The organism is Bacillus sp. FSL K6-3458 (assembly GCF_038005045.1).
GTDB lineage: Bacteria > Bacillota > Bacilli > Bacillales > Bacillaceae > Bacillus > Bacillus altitudinis.
Window position 1 is genome coordinate 1,539,238 of record NZ_JBBOSI010000001.1, and the last position, 19,856, is coordinate 1,559,093.

At 42.1% G+C, this 19,856-nt stretch carries 22 protein-coding genes and 2 other annotated features; of the genes, 21 read left to right on the forward strand and 1 reads right to left on the reverse strand.

The genetic code is table 11. From position 1 onward, the window contains the following. The first annotated feature begins 14 nt into the window (after positions 1–14). On the forward strand, positions 15–1,046 hold the full coding sequence (gene ysxE / locus MHH23_RS08110) for a spore coat protein YsxE (protein ID WP_008342818.1): 1,032 nt from the start codon (positions 15–17) through the stop codon (positions 1,044–1,046). An 80-nt stretch (positions 1,047–1,126) separates the two neighbouring features. Here the strand turns inward: ysxE and MHH23_RS08115 are convergent, their stop codons facing one another. Next, positions 1,127–1,315: a hypothetical protein gene (locus MHH23_RS08115; RefSeq protein ID WP_003216497.1), complete on the reverse strand. Its 189-nt coding sequence runs from the start codon at positions 1,313–1,315 to the stop codon at positions 1,127–1,129. Positions 1,316–1,484: 169 nt separating this feature from the next. After that, positions 1,485–1,714, forward strand: a binding site (T-box leader). Positions 1,715–1,772: 58 nt separating this feature from the next. Between MHH23_RS08115 and MHH23_RS08120 the strand changes: the two genes are divergently transcribed. The 20 genes from MHH23_RS08120 (at position 1,773) to pheA (ending at position 19,855) form a co-directional block, all read left to right on the forward strand. After that, positions 1,773–4,415, forward strand: a complete 2,643-nt coding sequence (locus tag MHH23_RS08120) for a valine--tRNA ligase (RefSeq protein WP_268430264.1) — start codon at positions 1,773–1,775, stop codon at positions 4,413–4,415. 65 nt (positions 4,416–4,480) lie between these two features. Next, entirely contained in the window at positions 4,481–5,785 is a 1,305-nt protein-coding gene (locus tag MHH23_RS08125; protein WP_326116665.1) for a bifunctional folylpolyglutamate synthase/dihydrofolate synthase, read from the forward strand. Positions 5,786–5,934: 149 nt separating this feature from the next. Next, positions 5,935–6,666, forward strand: coding sequence for a prepilin peptidase (locus tag MHH23_RS08130; protein WP_144679873.1), 732 nt, complete (start codon positions 5,935–5,937; stop codon positions 6,664–6,666). Then, positions 6,647–7,840, forward strand: a complete 1,194-nt coding sequence (locus MHH23_RS08135; RefSeq protein ID WP_326116666.1) for an SPOR domain-containing protein — start codon at positions 6,647–6,649, stop codon at positions 7,838–7,840. Before MHH23_RS08130 ends, MHH23_RS08135 begins: the two co-directional genes overlap by 20 nt. Before the next feature lie 177 nt (positions 7,841–8,017). Further along, complete coding sequence (locus MHH23_RS08140) at positions 8,018–8,587, forward strand: Maf family protein (RefSeq protein ID WP_007501543.1); 570 nt, start codon at positions 8,018–8,020, stop codon at positions 8,585–8,587. 48 nt (positions 8,588–8,635) lie between these two features. Further along, entirely contained in the window at positions 8,636–9,310 is a 675-nt protein-coding gene (radC, locus tag MHH23_RS08145; RefSeq protein ID WP_026050121.1) for a RadC family protein, read from the forward strand. Positions 9,311–9,400: 90 nt separating this feature from the next. Beyond that, complete coding sequence (locus tag MHH23_RS08150) at positions 9,401–10,420, forward strand: rod shape-determining protein (protein ID WP_007501538.1); 1,020 nt, start codon at positions 9,401–9,403, stop codon at positions 10,418–10,420. Between the two features lie 27 nt (positions 10,421–10,447). Continuing rightward, the gene (gene mreC / locus MHH23_RS08155; RefSeq protein ID WP_007501536.1) at positions 10,448–11,347 is read left to right on the forward strand and encodes a rod shape-determining protein MreC; all 900 of its coding nucleotides are present in this window, start codon (positions 10,448–10,450) and stop codon (positions 11,345–11,347) included. Then, positions 11,344–11,862 carry a rod shape-determining protein MreD gene (mreD, locus tag MHH23_RS08160; protein ID WP_008342803.1) on the forward strand — a complete coding sequence of 173 codons (519 nt, stop codon included), beginning with the start codon at positions 11,344–11,346 and terminating at the stop codon, positions 11,860–11,862. The genes mreC and mreD overlap by 4 nt, the downstream gene beginning before the upstream one ends. 54 nt (positions 11,863–11,916) lie before the next feature. Next, entirely contained in the window at positions 11,917–12,600 is a 684-nt protein-coding gene (gene minC, locus MHH23_RS08165; protein WP_007501533.1) for a septum site-determining protein MinC, read from the forward strand. A 2-nt stretch (positions 12,601–12,602) separates the two neighbouring features. Then, the gene (gene minD / locus MHH23_RS08170; protein WP_017358134.1) at positions 12,603–13,406 is read left to right on the forward strand and encodes a septum site-determining protein MinD; all 804 of its coding nucleotides are present in this window, start codon (positions 12,603–12,605) and stop codon (positions 13,404–13,406) included. 109 nt (positions 13,407–13,515) lie between these two features. Then, positions 13,516–14,307 carry a M23 family metallopeptidase gene (locus MHH23_RS08175; RefSeq protein WP_039167025.1) on the forward strand — a complete coding sequence of 264 codons (792 nt, stop codon included), beginning with the start codon at positions 13,516–13,518 and terminating at the stop codon, positions 14,305–14,307. Next, complete coding sequence (locus MHH23_RS08180; protein ID WP_340959281.1) at positions 14,300–15,169, forward strand: M50 family metallopeptidase; 870 nt, start codon at positions 14,300–14,302, stop codon at positions 15,167–15,169. Before MHH23_RS08175 ends, MHH23_RS08180 begins: the two co-directional genes overlap by 8 nt. Before the next feature lie 66 nt (positions 15,170–15,235). Further along, positions 15,236–15,309 (forward strand) — a sequence feature (ribosomal protein L21 leader region). A gap of 12 nt (positions 15,310–15,321) precedes the next feature. Then, positions 15,322–15,630 carry a 50S ribosomal protein L21 gene (gene rplU, locus MHH23_RS08185; protein WP_003216781.1) on the forward strand — a complete coding sequence of 103 codons (309 nt, stop codon included), beginning with the start codon at positions 15,322–15,324 and terminating at the stop codon, positions 15,628–15,630. Between the two features lie 14 nt (positions 15,631–15,644). Then, the gene (locus tag MHH23_RS08190) at positions 15,645–15,983 is read left to right on the forward strand and encodes a ribosomal-processing cysteine protease Prp (protein ID WP_007501524.1); all 339 of its coding nucleotides are present in this window, start codon (positions 15,645–15,647) and stop codon (positions 15,981–15,983) included. 12 nt (positions 15,984–15,995) lie between these two features. Continuing rightward, a complete protein-coding gene (gene rpmA / locus MHH23_RS08195; protein WP_003216586.1) occupies positions 15,996–16,280 on the forward strand; it encodes a 50S ribosomal protein L27 in 285 nt (94 codons plus the stop codon). Between the two features lie 277 nt (positions 16,281–16,557). Further along, positions 16,558–17,151: a sporulation initiation phosphotransferase B gene (locus tag MHH23_RS08200; protein WP_007501522.1), complete on the forward strand. Its 594-nt coding sequence runs from the start codon at positions 16,558–16,560 to the stop codon at positions 17,149–17,151. Between the two features lie 21 nt (positions 17,152–17,172). Then, on the forward strand, positions 17,173–18,459 hold the full coding sequence (gene obgE / locus MHH23_RS08205; protein ID WP_007501521.1) for a GTPase ObgE: 1,287 nt from the start codon (positions 17,173–17,175) through the stop codon (positions 18,457–18,459). 55 nt (positions 18,460–18,514) lie between these two features. Further along, positions 18,515–18,958: an ACT domain-containing protein gene (locus tag MHH23_RS08210; protein WP_008342790.1), complete on the forward strand. Its 444-nt coding sequence runs from the start codon at positions 18,515–18,517 to the stop codon at positions 18,956–18,958. Positions 18,959–18,976: 18 nt separating this feature from the next. Then, positions 18,977–19,855 (forward strand): prephenate dehydratase, encoded by an 879-nt coding sequence (gene pheA, locus MHH23_RS08215; RefSeq protein WP_039167032.1) that lies wholly within the window; start codon positions 18,977–18,979, stop codon positions 19,853–19,855. The last annotated feature ends 1 nt before the right edge of the window (position 19,856 follow it).

A 19,856-nucleotide genomic window follows, 5' to 3' on the forward strand; every position in this document is an offset into this window, starting at 1 on the left:
TGTGGTGAGAGAACGTGGATGAAATCCAATCTGTCCTATACGAATACGGGCTTGAGGCTGAATATATCGAACCTGTCAGTCCAGCTGTCGTTAGAGTGTATACAAAGCAGGGCGTATTTGCACTAAAGCGGGTAAAGCCCCATCGACACATGCAGTTTACAGAGCAAATGCTTGAACTAGAATCAAAAGGCTATCGCTCGTTTGTGCCAATCTATCGCACGAAGAGCGGTTCCTTTTTCTCAAATCATCGAGAAAGCCAGTACACGTATTATCTCATGCCATGGCTAACCAATGAAAAGAGAGAAGAGCAGGACGATAAACATGAATATTTATTTCAAGAGATTGCAAGACTTCATAAACGAACAGAAGTCATGATGGACATTACTGAGCAGGAAATAGAGGCTCACTACACCCAAATGAAAAGCAAATGGGAAACAGAGAAAGACATGTATGAACGATTTATCGAGCGGGCAGAACAAACATGGTATATGTCGCCATTTGAGCTGGCTGCTGCTATGTATTTTTCAGAAGCGATGTCTGCAAGTGAATTTGCACTTGAACGTTTAGAGGATTGGCATGAGGAAATGAAAGACCAAGAGACGACACGTATTGTGTTAAACCATGGGCAATTGTCTATCCATCACTTTTTGTACAATGATGTAGGTACAGGACATTTCACCAATTTTGAGCGGTCCAAAAAGGCTGCCCCCATTTATGACCTTTTGACCTTTTACTATCGCACATTCAAAACCTACCCTACTCCTTGTCCTGAATGCACATCTTTGTTTTATACGTATCAAAAGGGAAATAAACTTCGTGAGGAAGAGATTCATTTGTTCTTGAGCTACCTCGCTTATCCGCAGGGTTTGTTTGATACGGTGAAAGCCTATGAAGCAGGCGGACAGGATGAGATGGAAAGTTGTCAGGAGCTGTTAAGGGCGTATTGGCAAATGAAAAATTCTGAGCCGACCGTCATGAAAATACACGAAATTGAGCAGGCTAGACGCCTTGAAGAAGAACAAAATGCCTCGTCATCAGAAGAGTGACGAGGTTGTTTGCTGTTGCGCTATGAAATGTCTAACGAGGGGACCTATACATAAGAGTGAGCCTGCAGCTTTCAGCTCTCTTAAAACCAATCAAGGTGAAAGGCACAGGCGAGAAATATAAGAATTCCTAAGATGAGGACGTCAAATGTTGTGGGAAAAATGATCGTGCGAAAGCCTTGAAATATGGCAATCGGGAGAACGACTTGGGAGGCAACTGCCCGAATTTGTCTAAGCCATGGGGGGAGTGTGTAAGGATTGATCTTTTTCAAAATAAAACGCCCTCCTTCTTTATTTTGTTATTATCATATGGGCAAAGAGGCAAAGGGTGCCTGTCCAATTTGTATAAAGAAGAAGAAAAGCGGAAAAGATGATTGACGAAAACAAAAGGCATTTAGTAATATTAATAAAAGATGAGTATAAGCTGATGAACGTGATATATCGTAAGCGTGGATCAGGAAGAGTACGAGCAAGACCCTAAAGAGAGGGAAACCAATAGCTGAAAGGTTTTCTAGGATGCACTTGTTTGGAAGGTCGCCTGTGAGCTTAATTTCTTGAAACATGTAGTAGAGAAATTCGGGAGATCCCCGTTATCCTTTAGAGAGTACGGGACACGTCTAAGTGTTTCGTGAAAAAAGGTGGTACCGCGAAAAAGCTTTTTCGTCCTTTTATAAGGATGAGAAGGCTTTTTTATGTTTCATCAGCCGAAAAAATGTGGAGGTAACACAAATGGGAACAAATAATCAAGAAATGCCAACAAAGTACGATCCAAATGCGATTGAAAAAGACCGCTATACGTACTGGCTTGAAGGGGAATTCTTCGAAGCACAAAATGACAAAACGAAAGATCCATATACAGTCGTCATTCCTCCACCAAACGTGACAGGAAAATTACACTTAGGGCATGCGTGGGATTCAACCCTTCAAGACATCGTGACTCGTATGAAACGGATGCAGGGCTATGATGTTTTATGGCTGCCAGGAATGGACCATGCGGGTATTGCAACACAAGCAAAGGTCGAGGCGAAGCTTCGCGAAGAAGGTGTGAGCCGCTATGATCTCGGACGTGAAAAATTTGTAGAAGAAACGTGGAAGTGGAAAGAAGAGTATGCCGATTTTATTCGTAGCCAGTGGGCGAAAATGGGTCTAGGTCTAGACTATTCGCGTGAGCGTTTTACATTAGATGAAGGCTTGAATAAAGCGGTCCGCCAAGTGTTTGTTCAATTGTATGAAAAAGGATTGATCTATCGCGGAGAATACATCATTAACTGGGACCCAGCAACAAAAACGGCCCTTTCTGATATTGAAGTTATCTATAAGGATGTGCAAGGAGCGTTTTATCACTTGAGATATCCGCTTGCAGATGGATCAGGTTCGATTGAAATTGCGACAACAAGACCTGAAACGATGCTTGGAGATACGGCAGTCGCTGTACATCCTGAAGATGAACGCTATCAGCATTTGATTGGGAAAACAGTTGTTTTACCAATTACAGGCCGAGAGATTCCAATCGTTGGGGATGACTATGTCGATATGGAATTTGGATCAGGAGCTGTAAAAATTACGCCGGCTCATGACCCGAATGACTTCGAGCTTGGAAACCGTCATAACCTAGAGCGCATTCTTGTGATGAATGAAGATGGCACAATGAATGGAAACGCACTTCAATACAAAGGAATGGACCGCTTCGAATGTCGTAAACAGCTTGTGAAAGATCTTCAAGAAGAAGGCATTTTGTTCAAAATTGAGGACCACATGCATTCAGTTGGTCACAGTGAGCGCAGTGGCGCTGTAGTGGAGCCATATTTATCAACACAATGGTTTGTGAAAATGCAGCCGCTCGCAGATGAAGCCATCAATCTGCAAAAAGGTGATGAGCAAGTTCAATTTGTTCCAGACCGATTTGAAAAGACGTATTTACACTGGATGGAAAACATTCGTGATTGGTGTATTTCTCGTCAACTATGGTGGGGACACCGCATCCCGGCTTGGTATCATAAAGAAACGAAGGAAGTATACGTGGGACTTGATGCGCCAGAAGATATTGAAAACTGGGAGCAAGATAACGATGTACTTGATACATGGTTTAGTTCAGCGCTTTGGCCTTTCTCTACAATGGGCTGGCCGGATGCAGACAGTGAAGACTTCAAGCGCTACTACCCAACCAATCTGCTTGTAACAGGCTATGACATCATCTTCTTCTGGGTATCCCGTATGATCTTCCAAGGTCTTGAATTCACAGGAGAAAAACCATTTAAAGATGTCCTCATTCATGGTCTTATCCGCGATGAACAAGGGCGTAAAATGAGTAAGTCACTTGGCAACGGAATTGATCCAATGGAGGTTATCGACAAGTACGGAGCGGATTCATTGAGATATTTCTTAGCGACTGGAAGCTCTCCAGGTCAAGATTTACGTTTTAGCTTTGAAAAGGTTGAATCCACTTGGAACTTTGCGAACAAAATTTGGAACGCATCCCGTTTTGCTCTCATGAATATGGATGGTTTAACGTATGATGAGCTTGATTTAACAGGAGAAAAATCAGTTGCTGATCAATGGATTTTGACACGCTTAAATGAAACGATTGAAAGTGTCACACAGCTTGCTGACAAGTATGAATTCGGCGAAGTGGGTAGACATTTATACAACTTCATTTGGGATGATTTCTGTGATTGGTACATTGAAATGGCGAAACTTCCGCTTTATGGAGAAGATGAAGCAGCGAAGAAAACGACTCGTTCGATCCTTGCGTATGTATTAGATCAAACGATGAGACTTCTTCATCCGTTTATGCCATTCTTAACAGAAGAAATCTGGCAGCATCTACCTCATGAAGGTGAGTCCATTACTGTAGCGGCATGGCCTGAAGTGAAGCCGGAGCTTTCCAACGAACAAGCTTCTGCTGATATGAAACTGCTTGTTGAACTGATTCGTTCTGTTCGTAACATTCGCAGTGAAGTGAACACGCCAATGAGCAAACAAGTTGAGCTTTACATTAAAGCATCTACGTCTGATGTTCAGGAACGTTTAGAGAAAAATCGTTCATATATTGAGCGCTTCACGAACCCAAGTGTTCTTGAAATTGGCACAGATGTCCCAGCTAGTGATAAAGCGATGACGGCTGTTATTTCTGGAGCAGAACTCATTCTGCCGCTTGAAGGCTTAATCAACTTAGATGAAGAGATTGCCCGTCTGCAAAAAGAGCTTGATAAACTGACAAAAGAAGTGGAACGAGTTCAGAAAAAGCTTGGCAATGAAGGCTTTATGAAAAAAGCGCCTGAAAGTGTCGTAGAAGAAGAGCGTGCGAAAGAACGTGATTATGTCGCAAAACGCGAAGCTGTTCAAAAGCGTATTGAAGAGCTGAAAGCATAAGAGTGAAAAGACGGCTCCTAATGAATTGGAGTCGTCTTTTTTGAAAATTTCGTATGAAATGAGAGATGACATTGTTTACAACCTATCATGAAGCCATTGAATGGATTCATAGCAGACTCGCTTTCGGTGTCAAACCGGGACTTGAACGAATGAAATGGCTGATGGACAGACTAGACCATCCTGAACAAAAAATAAAAGCGGTGCATGTAGCTGGAACAAATGGAAAAGGATCAACGATTGCATTTACGCGATCCATTTTACAGTCAGCAGGCTATTCAGTTGGAACCTTCACCTCGCCATTTATTTTAACGTTCAATGAACGAATTAGTGTTAATGGGGAGCCGATTTTGGACGAAGAGTGGCTGAGTTTGGTGAACGAAATCAAGCCTTTAGTTGATGAATTAGATGATACAGAGCTTGGTGCAGCAACAGAGTTTGAGATCATTACAGCATGTGCGTTTGCTTATTTTGCCCATGTGCACCAAGTAGACTTTGTCCTCTTGGAAACAGGACTTGGCGGAAGACTTGATTCTACAAATGTGGCAGCGCCCATCTTAACAGCAATTACGTCGATTGGTCACGATCATATGGCCATTTTAGGCGACACACTTGATCAGATTGCAGCAGAAAAAGCTGGCATTATTAAAGCTGGGATTCCGATAATCACGGCCGTTCATCAAGCGGAAGCTCTTACTGTGATTCAACACAAAGCCGAAGAAAAGAATGCGCCGTTTATCTCGTTACATGATACTTGTACCTTTAAGGACCAGCAGCCGACGGAAACAGGTGAACGCTTCACATTCACTACCCCAAAAAGGGAGTACTCGCAGCTAGAGACAGGGTTAATCGGAACGCATCAAATGCAGAACGCCTCCCTTGCCGTTCTACTGATCGAATGGCTGGAGCAAGAAGGACATATCCATGTACTAAATGAGCAAGTGTATGAAGGAATTCGGCAGGCGGTGTGGGCTGGAAGATTTGAAAAGATCCAAGATCAGCCTCTTGTTTATTTAGATGGTGCTCATAACGAAGAAGGAATGGACCGTTTAATCGAAACTGTACAAGCTCATTTTTCTAGTAAACAGGTTCATGTATGTTTTAGTGCGTTAAAAGATAAACCTTACAAACAAATGATCGAAAAGCTTGAAAGGATTAGTTCATCGATTCATTTTGTTTCCTTTGACTTTCCAAGAGCTGAGTCAGCGGAAAAGCTTTATGATTGCAGTCATTTAGAAGCAAAATCGTTTGATGAAGACCCTCGTGCAGTGCTTGACTTCATTCAGAAGAAAAGAGATGACCCTTCAGCAATGATTCTGGTGACAGGTTCCCTTTATTTTATCTCAGATGTACGAAGTCGTATTTTACAGTAAGGAAAAGACGCAAATTGCTTCTATGCAATGTGCGTCTTTTTTCTTTTGATATGTAGGAGAGGGGGAAAATCACTTTTTCGCAAGGTGATCAAAGGTGAATCGCTATGGTACAATCCGGTCTATTCTATTTCCGGAAGGAGTCACCTAATTTGATTGATTTTTTTATGTTTTTCACAGGCATGGTCATGGGGTCATTTTTTCATCTAGTTGGTGAGAGGCTTCCAATGAAGCGGTCTATTCTTTTTCCTCGTTCACACTGCGGAGCTTGTAAAGAGCCGCTTTCTTTTCACGACATGCTCCCGCTTTTTTCTTATATTGTATTGAAAGGGTCATGTAAGCATTGTGGAACCCGGCTCTCTTTGCTTTATCCAATGGTTGAGCTGTTGACAGGCGGCCTTTTTTTCCTCGTTTATAAACATGCTGGTTTCTCTTTTGAGGGCCTTTTTCTTGTGAGTCTATGTAGTTTATTCGTGATTGCTGTCGTGAGCGATCTTTTTTATATGAGAGTACCCAACGAGCTCTTTCTCTTCTTTTTTCCTCTTTTCGTCATATACCGCACGCTAGAACCGCTTTTTATTTGGTGGGAAGGAGCGGCATCTCTTCTTATTTGTCTTCTTTTGTTTTATAGTTTAGAACATTTCAAGCCAAATAGTATGGGGGGAGCGGATGTCAAACTATTTGGTGTGCTTGCATTTTGCTTCGGATTTAAGCCGTTTCTGATCATTCTTTTTCTTTCGTCTGTCACGGGAATGGTTTACGCAAAGGTGTTTTCTTACAAGGCAAATGAACCCTTTCCTTTTGTTCCTGCCATCGCTTGTTCTTTCTGGTTTTATCTTTTTTGTGGTGATCTGTTAAACCCAATTGGTGATTTTTTTGGATGAGAAAATTGGCGAACACTTTTTGAACCTGCCGACAAAAGTCTTGTTCTTTTTTTTATTGGCTATGTTAAAGTGTGAAACAGAAAGAAGGACGGGTTACATTCGCGCTATTTCATTGGACAGAAAGGTCTTTCTTACAAACAATGTCAGAAAGCGGGGAATGACAGTGAAAAAAAGGCAGGCAAAAAAACAAGGGTTAAAGGTCAATATTAATGGCAAGGAAGAAATGCTCCATGAAGAAGAGCATCAGCCTCAAAAACAGCAAGAGGATCAAGTGACGTTTTCGAACTGGGAGGAAAAGAGGCAGTCGGAACAGGAGACAGCCGCTTCCGAGGAAGAACCGTCTAAACCGAAAGAAGAAGATTTTCAATGGGACGATGCAGCGGATCACATTTATCATTCGGATCCAGAGGTCGTCACACCTTATCAAAAGAAAAAAGGTTCTTTTGACCAGAAGTTCAGTAAAAACCGCGGTCCCTTCAAACGAGTGGTGACAACGATTGTGTTTGCAGTCGTTCTAGGGACAGGCCTCGGTGTATTTGCACTAAGTTTAAGTAAAGATGGATCTGCCAATCTATCAGGAGGCGATCATATCAGCGTCTCAGCATCTGGAAGCGGGCCGTCGGCGAAAGCTGGGGGAGATGCACCACCGGCTGATCTTGCAGATACGTCAAAGGACAATGAAGGTGAAAAAAGTGCATCAGGTCATTTTTCAACCTTTGTGGTGCAGGCTGGAAAGTTTTCTTCTGAAAAAGGAGCAGATGACTTAGTTGACAGTTTAAAAGAGGCAGGATATGCAGGTAAAAAGGTATCAATGGATGATGGATATTATGTTATTGCCGGACTTGCCACAGAACAAGGTATGACAAGTGCCGTTGGGAAAAAATTGATCGATCAGCACTTTGAAGCATGGGGAGGAAAAGAGCTCTCATTTCAAGTGCCGGATGAGCTGACAGGTTTAATAGAGAAGGCATCTGTCTTATCCTCTAAGGTGATTGCAGGAGAAGATGTGGATCAAAAAGAAGTCACTCAGTTGATTTCTGAGCTTGAAAATGCCAAAACAACCGACGCACCAGCCAAAAGCAGTTTGCTGAAAGCTGTACAGCTTTTAAATGACCCATCTGCTGAAAATGGCTGGAAATCTCAGCAAGCGCTATTAGATCAACTAAATACGTAAAATCATGTTTTTAACAGCCAAACTAGTCTAAAAATGACTAGTTTTTTTCTTTTGCTTCCAACATAATGATGTAGGAACATGAAAATGGCATTTTCGTTAATTGTCGGTAAGATGTTCATTTGATAGGATGAATGGGTATCTTACTTCTTAGGCTAAACCCTGAAAGGATGAACAAACATGAACCAGTTAATACTCGCATCTCAATCACCTAGAAGAAAAGAATTGCTTGATTTAGCAGGGTTTTCTTATGACATTCAAGCAAGTGATTTAAAAGAAGAAATAAATCGAAACCTTTCTCCTGCTGAGAACGTCCAATGGTTGGCAGAACAAAAAGCAAATGATATTCAAAAAATACATCCCAAAGCTGTGATCATTGGTGCAGATACAATTGTTGCAATTGATGGCAAATGTCTTGGAAAGCCAAAAGACAAGGAAGATGCAGCCTCAATGCTTCAATTATTGTCAGGTAAGACACATCAAGTCTTGACTGGTGTCACGATTCAATCAGAGAATAGAAAAGAAACATTTTATGAACAGACAGACGTGACATTTTGGCCGCTTACACAAGATGAAATAGACCGCTATATTGAAACCGGTGAGCCTCTTGATAAAGCTGGAAGCTACGGCATTCAAGGAAAAGGTGCCCTGTTTGTACAAAAAATAGACGGTGATTATTTTTCCGTTGTAGGACTCCCTATTGCTAAAACAGTCAGAGTGCTTGAAACATTTGGTATCACCCCTTTTTGATGACGGGAAGGAATCAAAAAAGGAGTGTAGATCTTGAATCATTTCCCTATGCTGCTGAAGCATTTTCCTCATGATGAAAAGCCGCGCGAACGATTTGTCAAATATGGACCAAGCAGCTTATCAAACCATGAACTTGTCGCGATTCTTTTGAGAACAGGCACAAAAAAGGAATCAGTTCTTCAAGTGTCCGCAAGACTTTTGCAAACATTTGGTGGTCTTCGTTCTGTGAAGGAAGCTTCGATTGAAGAACTATCAAAGATTCGAGGAGTTGGAAAAGCGAAGGCGATCTCTCTTTTAGCTGCTTTAGAACTCGGCACTAGATTACACCATCAAACGACGGACAATCGTTATGTGATCCGCACGCCGGAAGATGGTGCGAATTTTGTGATGGAAGATATGAGATTTTTGACGCAGGAGAATTTCGTTTGTCTTTATCTCAATACCAAAAATCAAGTTCTTCATAAACATACTGTGTTTATCGGAAGTCTAAATTCGTCGATTGTTCACCCGCGTGAAATTTTTAAAGAGGCCTTTAAACGTTCGGCCGCTTCATTTATATGTGTGCACAACCATCCATCTGGAGATCCGACGCCCAGCAGGGAAGATATTGAAGTCACACAGCGACTTTTTGAATGTGGAAAGCTGATTGGAATACAGCTGCTTGATCATCTAGTGATCGGTGATCAAAAATTTGTGAGTTTGAAGGAAAAAGGGTATTTGTAACACTTTTTTTTTCAATGTTTTACGATATAATAGAGTTTATGAGTTTTTCCCTAAAGGGAATTTTGGTTTAAGAAAGGAAGATACATACATATGTTTGGAATTGGTACAAAAGACCTTGGAATAGATCTTGGAACAGCGAATACGCTTGTTTTTATTAAAGGAAAAGGCATTGTTGTGAGAGAACCTTCGGTCGTAGCTTTGGAAACTGATACGAAGTCTATAGTGGCGGTTGGAAATGATGCTAGAAACATGATCGGTCGTACACCTGGTAATGTTGTGGCACTGCGCCCAATGAAAGACGGAGTCATTGCAGACTACGAGACGACAGCAACAATGATGAAATATTACATTAATCAAGCATTAAAAGGTAAAGGGCTTTTTGCTCGTAAACCGTACGTGATGGTGTGTGTACCATCTGGTATTACAGCAGTAGAAGAGCGTGCTGTCATTGATGCAACAAGACAAGCTGGTGCTCGTGACGCATACCCTATTGAAGAGCCATTTGCTGCGGCAATCGGTGCTAACCTTCCTGTATGGGAGCCAACTGGAAGCATGGTTGTAGATATTGGCGGCGGTACAACAGAAGTAGCCATTATTTCACTTGGCGGTATTGTGACATCTCAATCGATCCGTGTTGCAGGAGACGAGATGGATGATGCGATCAGCAGCTACATTCGTAAAACGTATAATCTTATGATTGGTGATCGCACGTCAGAAGCGATTAAAATGGAAATCGGTTCTGCGCAGCCTGACGTACATGATGAGATGGACATTCGCGGCCGTGACCTTTTAACAGGTCTGCCAAAAACGATCTCTATTACGGCAGAAGAAATTGCAAAAGCGCTTCGCGATACGGTGGAAACAATTGTCGATGCGGTCAAAATGACACTTGAAAAAACGCCACCTGAGCTGGCAGCAGATATTATGGACCGTGGAATCGTTTTAACAGGCGGTGGTGCATTGCTGCGTAATCTTGACAAAGTCATTAGTGATGAAACAAAAATGCCGGTCATTATTGCTGAAGATCCGCTTGACTGTGTGGCGATCGGAACAGGGAAAGCACTAGAACATATTCACTTGTTCAAAGGAAAATCTAAAGATAATCGATAATTGGGCGTAAATAAAGAGGTGTAAGACATGCCGCAGTTTTTTATGAATAAAAGATTAATGTTGCTCCTTGTCTGTGTCATCGTACTGGTGGCCATGATTGGTTTTTCAGTGAAAAGCGGCAGAGGTGCTTCATGGCCGGAAAAATTAGTGGGGGATACGACAGGCTTTTTTCAAGGTGTCTTTCATAAACCATCACAATTTATTGCCGGTATTTATGGAAACGTACAAGATTTAAAGAACACATATGATGAAAACGAGCGTCTTCGAAAAAAACTTGATGGACAAACCCAATATGAGGCGAAACTTCAAGAACTAGAAGATGAGAACAAAAAGCTTCGCAAGCAGCTCGGATATGTGAACTCTATTCGTGACTACACGCCCATTCTTTCAACAGTCATTGCGAGAAACCCGTCCCTTTGGGATAGTTTTGTCATGATTGATAAAGGGAAAAAGCAAGGCGTTGAAAAAGATATGGCGGTCACCAATGAGAGTGGTGCGTTAATTGGGAAAATTGAAAGTGATAAGCTCAACAATTTTACGTCGACTGTAAGGTTGCTAAGCTCTACAGATCAAAATAATAGAATTTCAACGAAAATTTTTGCGAAAAAGGGCAAAGAAGAACTCAATGGAATTATTAACGGTTATGACAGCAAGAAAAAAATGCTGACAATGAACATTTTAAAATCCGATGCTGATGGGGATGTCAAAAAAGGAGATCTTGTTGAAACATCTGGAGCAGGGGGCGTATTCCCGCAGGGCTTGACGATTGGAAAGGTAAGCGAAATTGAGCCGGACCATTACGGACTGACGAAAATTATTTATGTAGAACCAGCTGCTGAACTCAATAATTTAGACCGCGTGATTGTTGTGAATCGCAGCACAAGTACGGCAGATGCATCTCAATTAACGAAGGAGGAAGGCTCGTGAAACGTGTCCTTCTTGCTTTCGTCATGTTGTTTATTTTCGTATTTGACAGTATTTTTGTCGATTTAGTGAAGCTCCCATTTGTTTCAGATAATCAAATTTTAGCACCTCATTTCATCTTACTCGCACTTGTATTTATGACAGCTTTTGTGAATCAAAAATATGGTGTGATTTATGGATTTATCTTTGGACTTTTATATGATATTTCGTATACAGGTATTCTTGGTGTTCATATGTTTGGCTTTGGTGCGCTCTGCTATTTGTTAGCAAAAGCCTTCAAAGTTCTCCAAACGAATATGTTAGTCGTTGTCTTTCTATCGATGATTGCTGTTGCAGTGATGGAGTTTTATGTGTACGGCGTTCAAGCGACGATTCAACCAGGTATTATGCCTTTTAATACGTATGTCATCGAACGCTTTATTCCAACGATTCTTTTAAATACTGCTGCGTCTCTCATACTTGTTGTGCCGCTTAGGCTCTTTTTCATCAATGTGAAACAAGGACTGATCGACGAATAAAAGCAGGAGTTTGTCCAATTACGGCGAAATGAGTATGTTGTTGAGGTGAGCATCTTGAAAACTCAAAAACAGCAGTATGTGACAATAAAAGGTACAAAAAACGGATTAACATTACAGTTAAATGATGACTGTTCGTTTGAAGACCTTCTTTCTGGCTTGCGAGAGGTTCTTTTACTTGAGCAATATACAGATGGAAGAGAAGGACATAAAGTCAATGTGCATATTAAACTTGGTTTTCGATATTTAACAGAGGATCAAGAGGCGCGTTTAACTGAAGCGGTGTCTGAAAATGAACATCTCGTCATTCACTCTATTGAAAGTGACGTCATGTCAACTGAAGAAGCGAGACGTTTAAAAGCAGAGGCTGAGATTACTTCTGTAGCAAAAATTGTACGCTCTGGACAGGTGCTTTATGTCGAAGGGGATCTTTTATTAATAGGAGATGTCAACCCTGGCGGCACCATTCGTGCAGGGGGGAATATTTTTGTGCTTGGTGCGTTAAAAGGTGTAGCGCATGCTGGATGTAATGGAAACAAACAAGCTGTGATTGCGGCATCTCATATGATTCCAACTCAGCTCCGCATCGCACAGGTGTTTAACCGTGCACCGGATCAAAAAGAAGATGGAAATGAAATGGAATGTGCTTATTTAGATATAGATGGCAATATGATCATTGAACGCCTGCAGCAATTGGCTCATATAAGACCTAATCTGACAAGGCTTGAGGGAGGAATGTGAAATTGGGCGAGGCTATTGTGATTACCTCAGGAAAAGGCGGCGTTGGCAAAACAACAACATCTGCAAACTTAGGCACAGCACTAGCAATTCAAGGAAAAAAAGTGTGTCTAGTTGATACCGACATCGGCCTTCGGAATTTAGATGTCGTGATGGGGCTTGAAAACCGCATTATTTATGATCTAGTCGATGTAGTAGAAGGAAGATGCAAGATTCACCAAGCGCTTGTGAAGGATAAGCGGTTCGAGGATCTTTTGTATCTTTTACCTGCTGCTCAAACAAGCGATAAAACGGCGGTAGAGCCGGAGCAGATCAAAGAATTAATTCAATCATTGAAACAAGACTTTGATTATGTTGTCATTGATTGCCCTGCTGGAATTGAGCAAGGCTTTAAAAATGCTGTATCAGGTGCTGACAAAGCGATTGTGGTCACGACACCTGAAATCTCAGCTGTGAGAGATGCAGACCGAATTATCGGCTTGCTGGAACAAGAGGATATTGAACCCCCTCGTTTGATTGTGAACCGCATTCGTACACACATGGCGAAAAATGGCGATTCGATGGATGTGGATGAAGTTGTCCATCATTTATCAATTGATCTTCTCGGCATTGTAGCCGATGATGATGATGTCATTAAGGCTTCAAACAATGGTGAACCGATTGTCATGGATGCTAAAAATAAAGTTTCCATTGCGTATCGCAATATTGCTCGCCGCGTACTAGGTGAATCTGTTCCTCTTCAATCCTTTGAAGAAGAAAACAAAGGGATGTTTGCAAAGCTGAAAGCATTTTTCGGTGTAAGAGCATAATGATTCACGTGAGATGAGACCGATTCGATGAGAATCGGTCTTTTTGTTGCATATCATATGAGGTCGCCACATAAAATGTACAAACTGTTTGTATGTAAAGGGTGATCTTATGAAAAGAGTGGACGAGTATCGAAAGAAAATAGCGCAGCGCCGCAAAATGAAGCAGCCAGCTGCTGCCCCTAAGAAGGCAGCTTTCAAGAAGAAAGATGATATCCCGCCATGGGTCATGTTAACAGAAGAAGAAAAGCATTCTGGCTCGGCTTCCTACGAGTCAACGTCTCATCAGCCGAAAAAATTTCGCCATCCGTTATTTCATTCAAATACATTTGTGCTTAAATGTTTACTTTCTGCCTCTCTTGTACTGATTGCCGCTATTTCATTTAAAGGGCAGGCGGGGCCTTTTCAGCAGCTAAAGCCGATGATCAGTCAAACCTTTGAACAAGATTTTCAATTTGCCGCCGCCAACCGGTGGTTTGAGAAGACTGTCGGAAACCCACTTGCCTTTTTAACCGATAAAAAAGAAGGACAAAAGGACGTACAAGCCAATCAAGAGCTGGCTGTCCCTGCCTCTGGAAAAGTGCAGGAATCCTTTACGCAAAATGGTGCCGGAGTGAAAGTTGAAACATCTGCTGAAGCCATCGATAGTATGAAAGAAGGCTATGTCGTAGAAGTGAAAAAGAAAAGTGATACGGGGCTCACAGTCGTGGTGCAGCATGCAGATAACAGCTACAGCTGGTACGGGCAACTAAAAGAAGCTGATGTGGCTTTATACGATTTTGTCGATAAAGGGGAAAAAATTGGTCAAATTGCGCTTGATGAACAAGGCAAGGGGACATATTACTTTGCCATTAAGCAAAATGAACAGTTTATTGATCCCATTCAGGTGATGACCTTTGAATAGATGGCTGCTCATGCTGACAAAGGTCCATGTTCACCCGCTCCTTTGGATAGTCATGGCATTTGCCATGCTATCAGGTCAAATTAAGCCGCTGCTTTGTCTGCTCATCATCGTCTGTGTCCATGAGCTTGGACATGCAGCGGCTGCTTGTTATTATCACTGGCGGATTCGGCGGATTTTTTTACTGCCATTTGGCGGGGCGGTAGAAGTAGAAGAGCATGGGAACCGTCCGCTAAAAGAAGAGCTGGCGGTCATTTTATGCGGACCGCTTCAGCATGTTCCGCTCCAGCTCGTCGCCTGGCTTCTCATGGAAGCCTCACTTATCTCATATGACGTCTTTACGATGTTTACTTTTTATAATGTAGCGATTTTTCTAGTGAACCTTTTGCCCATTTGGCCACTTGATGGCGGGAAATTATTCTTTTTGCTCTTATCTATTTTTTACCCTTTCCAACAGGCACATGCCCTTGCAATAAAAGGCTCTCTCATTTTTTTCGGTCTTTTGACAGCAGGGTTACTCTGTTTTGCTCCGCTGCAATTCAACGGCTGGATCCTGCTCACTTTTTTAGCCTACTCGCTTGTGATGGAGCACCGGCAGCGGCATTATATCAGGGTACGTTTTTTACTAGAACGTTATTACGGTAAAAAAGAGCAAAAAGTAGAGAAACTCATTCCGCTGAGAGCGGGTGCTGAGGAGAAAATATATGAAGTGATGGCGCGATTCCAAAGGGGCTGTAAGCATCCCATTATTATCGAACGGAATGGTGTGAAAATGAGCCAGCTCGATGAAAATGAATTGCTCCATGCTTATTTTTCAGATCGAAGAACCACCTCTTCCATGGAAGATCTTCTTTTACCGTACTAATGGTGAAAATACATTGACATTCAGCGTCTAATTTGATATATTTTTTAATGTTATGGATATGTAGCACCCGTGCTACAACCGCGCGGAGCAGGTGTAAAGTGCCTATTGGCCCCCTGTATTCGGCGAGTCTGAGTTTATTAGGAGGTGCAGAGATGTACGCAATTATCGAAACTGGTGGTAAACAAGTAAAAGTTGAAGAAGGTCAAACTGTTTATGTTGAAAAACTAGCTGCTGAAGCAGGTGAAACAGTTACTTTCGAAAACGTATTGTTTGTCGGCGGAGACACTGTCAAAGTGGGTAACCCTTCAGTTGCTGGAGCAACAGTAACGGCTAAAGTTGAAAAACAAGGTCGCGGTAAGAAAATTACTGTGTTCAAGTACAAACCGAAGAAAAACAACCACAAAAAACAAGGTCATCGTCAACCTTACACTAAAGTTGTTATCGAAAAAATCAACGCTTAAGGCGTGTGAGTGATATGATCAAAGCAACCATTACTCGGTCGCCAGCAGATGAAAGCATTACGTCTTTTCAGATGACTGGACATGCCGAGTTTGCTGAAAAAGGTCAGGATCTCGTTTGTGCAGGTGTATCTGCTGTTGTTTTCGGATCAGTCAATTCAATTATTGCACTGACAGGAATGGATCCACTGCTTGATATTGGAGATGAAGGCGGGTATTTCTCTTTTGAACTGCCAGCTGATACAGATCCAGTCACCTTTGAAAAAGCCCAGTTGCTTTTAGAAGGCATGGTCGTTTCCTTAGAAACAATTGAACGAGATTATCACGATTATGTGAGAATATCTACAAAAAAATAGGAGGTGAACTTCATGCTTAGATTAGATCTTCAATTTTTCGCATCTAAAAAAGGGGTAGGTTCTACAAAGAACGGACGTGACTCTGAGTCTAAACGTTTAGGCGCTAAACGTGCTGATGGTCAATTCGTAACTGGTGGTTCTATCCTTTATCGTCAACGTGGAACGAAAATCTATCCAGGTGAAAACGTTGGACGCGGAGGCGACGACACTCTTTTCGCTAAAATCGACGGAACAGTTAAATTCGAACGTTTCGGTCGTGACCGTAAAAAAGTGAGCGTATATCCTGCGGCACAATAATTGCTAAAAACTCCGGTCATTGACTGGAGTTTTTTTCACTATTCAGGGAGCTTTTACGCTTTTTACAAGTAGTACCGAAGATGATAAAAGAAGATGCACTCCATAAATATCAAAGAATGTTTGCTGACTTTGCCTCATTTTCTCCTATACGATCAGAAAAAACAACCTTTCCTCACATAACTAGTGTTTTTCTAAGCTGTCTTCTCTGTTATAATTCAGGGAGACATATTGATGATAAGACTCCTAAAAGAGAGACCAAACGATTGGGAGTGCGATAATGGAAGAGATACCAAGTAAACAAAACGAAAAATTAACTCACGTTGCATTAACGAATGAATTGATCCATCTGCTTAGTCGTTCAAGACACGACTGGATGAATAAATTGCAGTTAATCAAAGGCAACTTGACATTAGAAAAATATGACCGAGTGTTCGAAATAATAGAAGAAATGGTCATTGAAGCACAGCATGAATCCAAACTCTCAAATTTAAAAATTCCCCAATTGGCCTATTACTTTCTAACCTTTAATTGGGAGTCGCATTTTATCACCCTAGAATATGAAGTGCTTGGTGAAACCCGAGACTTATCAGCATATGAATCGCAGCTGCTAACGGTATCACGGGAGTTGTTTTCGATATTCGATCAATCAGTTTGCCAAAAAACTGAAAATCATTTAACGGTCACTTTCCAAACGGATCATGAAGAGAATGATGTGATCTTATATTTTGATTTCAAAGGAAAATTAACAAGTTTGGATGCGTTAAATGCGTTTCATGACGCAAACTATCCATGTATGAGTATAACGCAATTTCATGTGACGAATCATGAGTCCATGATTGAGCTTTGTTTGAGGCAAGAACGAGATATGTGATGCAGAGAAACGGAGGAAGTTATGTTTGTAGATCAGGTTAAAGTGTATGTTAAAGGCGGTGACGGCGGAAACGGTATGGTGGCGTTCCGTCGTGAAAAATATGTGCCAAAAGGCGGGCCAGCAGGCGGCGACGGCGGAAATGGTGCAGATGTAGTATTTGAAGTAGACGAAGGACTTAGAACGTTAATGGACTTTCGTTATAAGCGTCATTTCAAGGCGGACCGCGGTGAGCATGGAATGAGTAAAAACCAGCATGGCCGAAATGCGGAAGAAATGATTGTTAAAGTTCCGCCGGGTACAGTAGTGACAGATGCTGAGACGGAACAAGTACTAGCTGACTTGACAGAGCATGGACAGCGGGCTGTGATTGCCAAAGGTGGACGTGGCGGACGTGGAAATTCACGCTTCGCAACACCAGCAAACCCTGCACCACAGCTGTCTGAAAACGGTGAGCCAGGTAAAGAACGTGACGTCATCTTAGAATTAAAAGTACTTGCAGATGTTGGACTTGTTGGTTTCCCAAGTGTCGGGAAGTCAACGCTGCTTTCGATTGTCTCTTCTGCGAAACCAAAAATTGCGGATTATCATTTTACAACGCTTGTGCCAAACCTCGGAGTTGTTGAAACAGACGATAACCGAAGCTTTGTCATGGCGGATCTGCCAGGACTGATCGAAGGAGCGCACGAAGGTGTTGGCTTAGGTCATCAATTTTTACGCCACATTGAACGTACACGTGTCATTGTCCATGTCATTGATATGTCTGGACTTGAAGGGCGTGACCCATACGAAGATTACGTGACGATCAATGAAGAGCTTGAGCAATACAATATGAGATTGACAGAGCGTCCGCAAATCATTGTAGCGAACAAAATGGACATGCCGGATGCAGCTGACAATCTAGCGGCATTTAAAGAAAAATTAACAGATGACTATAAAGTATTCCCAATTAGTGCGATCACAAGAGAAGGGCTTCGTGAGCTCTTATTTGAAATCGCCAATCAGCTTGAAACAACACCGGAATTCCCGCTCTACAATGAAGAAGAGCTCTCTGATAACCGTGTGATGTACAAGTTTGATGAAGGAGAAGCAGCATTTGAGATCTCAAGAGATCCTGATGGTACGTTTGTCTTAACTGGTAAAGCACTTGAGCGACTGTTTAAGATGACAGATTTCTCAAGAGACGAGTCAGTGAAACGATTCTCTAGACAGCTGCGCGGAATGGGCGTTGATGATGCCCTGCGTGAACGTGGTGCAAAAGATGGAGACATCATTCGTCTGCTTGAATTTGAATTTGAATTTATCGATTGATCAAAAGGAGGGTCCAGTTCATGGGCTCTCCCGTTTTTAAAAGGGGAGAAAACAGGTGAAAGAAGAAACGTTCTATTTAGTAAGAGAGGATGTACTTCCGGATGCGATGCGAAAAACGCTTGAAGTCAAAAAGCTTCTCGATCGCAAAAAAGCGGATTCAGTTGCCGATGCTGTTCAAAAAGCGGATTTAAGCCGCAGTGCTTTTTATAAATATCGAGATGCTGTTTTTCCATTTTATACGATGGTCAAAGAGCAGATCATCACATTGTTTTTCCACCTGGAGGATCGGTCTGGGGCTCTGTCTAGGCTGCTGCAAATTGTGGCTGACTCTGGCTGTAATGTGTTATCCATTCACCAAACGATTCCGCTGCAAGGAAGAGCGAATGTTACCCTGTCGATCAGTACGGCCGGCATGGCAGATGATATCAATACAGTCATGAATCAATTAAGAAAACTTGAATTTGTCGAAAAAGTTGAAATTCTAGGTTCTGGGGCGTAAAAGGAGAGATCATAGCAGATGAAGCAATTAACGGTAGGTTACTTTGGACCAGAGGCCACATTTACTCATTTGGCTGTCTGTTCTTGTTTTCCAAAAGAAGCAGAGCAACGGGCTTATGCAACCATTCCGCAATGTATGGATGCCGTGTCAAAGGGAGAAGTAGATTTGGCGGTCGTTCCACTTGAAAATGCACTCGAAGGATCTGTGAACTTAACGATTGATTATTTAATTCATGAGGACGCTTTGTCCATTGTGGGCGAAATGACAGCACCGATTCGTCAGCACCTGCTTGTCCATCCATCGAGAGCGGAGAGCTGGGAGACATTAGATGTGATTCAGTCACATCCGCACGCCATTGCGCAGTGTCATCAATTTTTGAAGAGGCAGTTCCCTGATATTCCGCATCGGCCAGTGGAATCAACAGGCTATGCAGCAAAATACATCAGTGAGCATCCAGATGAAGCTGTTGGTGCGATTGCGAATGAAATCGCCGCAAAAACGTACGGATTGACGATTGCGAAAAAAGACATTCATGATTATCCGCACAATCATACACGTTTTGTTATTTTACATAAAGAGGCGAAGGCATCGTTCCCAATGAATTCTGGTTTTTCTTCAAAGCCAAAAACGACCATTGTTGTCAGCCTGCCAAAGGATGATCAGTCTGGTGCATTGCACCGCGTGTTATCAGCTTTTTCATGGCGGAATCTCAATTTGTCCAAAATTGAATCGCGTCCGACAAAAACAGGCCTTGGACACTATTTATTTATCATTGATATCGAAAAAGAGATGGATGATGTACTTGTCCCTGGCGCCATTCAAGAATTAGAAGCGATTGGCTGTGAAGTGAAACTACTCGGCAGCTATCAAACATATGAATTAACGAATGAAAAATAGT

Coding starts and splice junctions, on each gene's coding strand:
- MHH23_RS08120 (WP_268430264.1), top strand. CDS start 1,773: ATGGGAACAAATAATCAAGAAATGCCAACAAAGTACGATCCAAATGCG.
- MHH23_RS08125 (WP_326116665.1), top strand. CDS start 4,481: ATGACATTGTTTACAACCTATCATGAAGCCATTGAATGGATTCATAGC.
- MHH23_RS08140 (WP_007501543.1), top strand. CDS start 8,018: ATGAACCAGTTAATACTCGCATCTCAATCACCTAGAAGAAAAGAATTG.
- radC (WP_026050121.1), top strand. CDS start 8,636: ATGCTGCTGAAGCATTTTCCTCATGATGAAAAGCCGCGCGAACGATTT.
- MHH23_RS08150 (WP_007501538.1), top strand. CDS start 9,401: ATGTTTGGAATTGGTACAAAAGACCTTGGAATAGATCTTGGAACAGCG.
- mreC (WP_007501536.1), top strand. CDS start 10,448: ATGCCGCAGTTTTTTATGAATAAAAGATTAATGTTGCTCCTTGTCTGT.
- MHH23_RS08175 (WP_039167025.1), top strand. CDS start 13,516: ATGAAAAGAGTGGACGAGTATCGAAAGAAAATAGCGCAGCGCCGCAAA.
- rplU (WP_003216781.1), top strand. CDS start 15,322: ATGTACGCAATTATCGAAACTGGTGGTAAACAAGTAAAAGTTGAAGAA.
- MHH23_RS08190 (WP_007501524.1), top strand. CDS start 15,645: ATGATCAAAGCAACCATTACTCGGTCGCCAGCAGATGAAAGCATTACG.
- rpmA (WP_003216586.1), top strand. CDS start 15,996: ATGCTTAGATTAGATCTTCAATTTTTCGCATCTAAAAAAGGGGTAGGT.
- MHH23_RS08200 (WP_007501522.1), top strand. CDS start 16,558: ATGGAAGAGATACCAAGTAAACAAAACGAAAAATTAACTCACGTTGCA.
- obgE (WP_007501521.1), top strand. CDS start 17,173: ATGTTTGTAGATCAGGTTAAAGTGTATGTTAAAGGCGGTGACGGCGGA.
- pheA (WP_039167032.1), top strand. CDS start 18,977: ATGAAGCAATTAACGGTAGGTTACTTTGGACCAGAGGCCACATTTACT.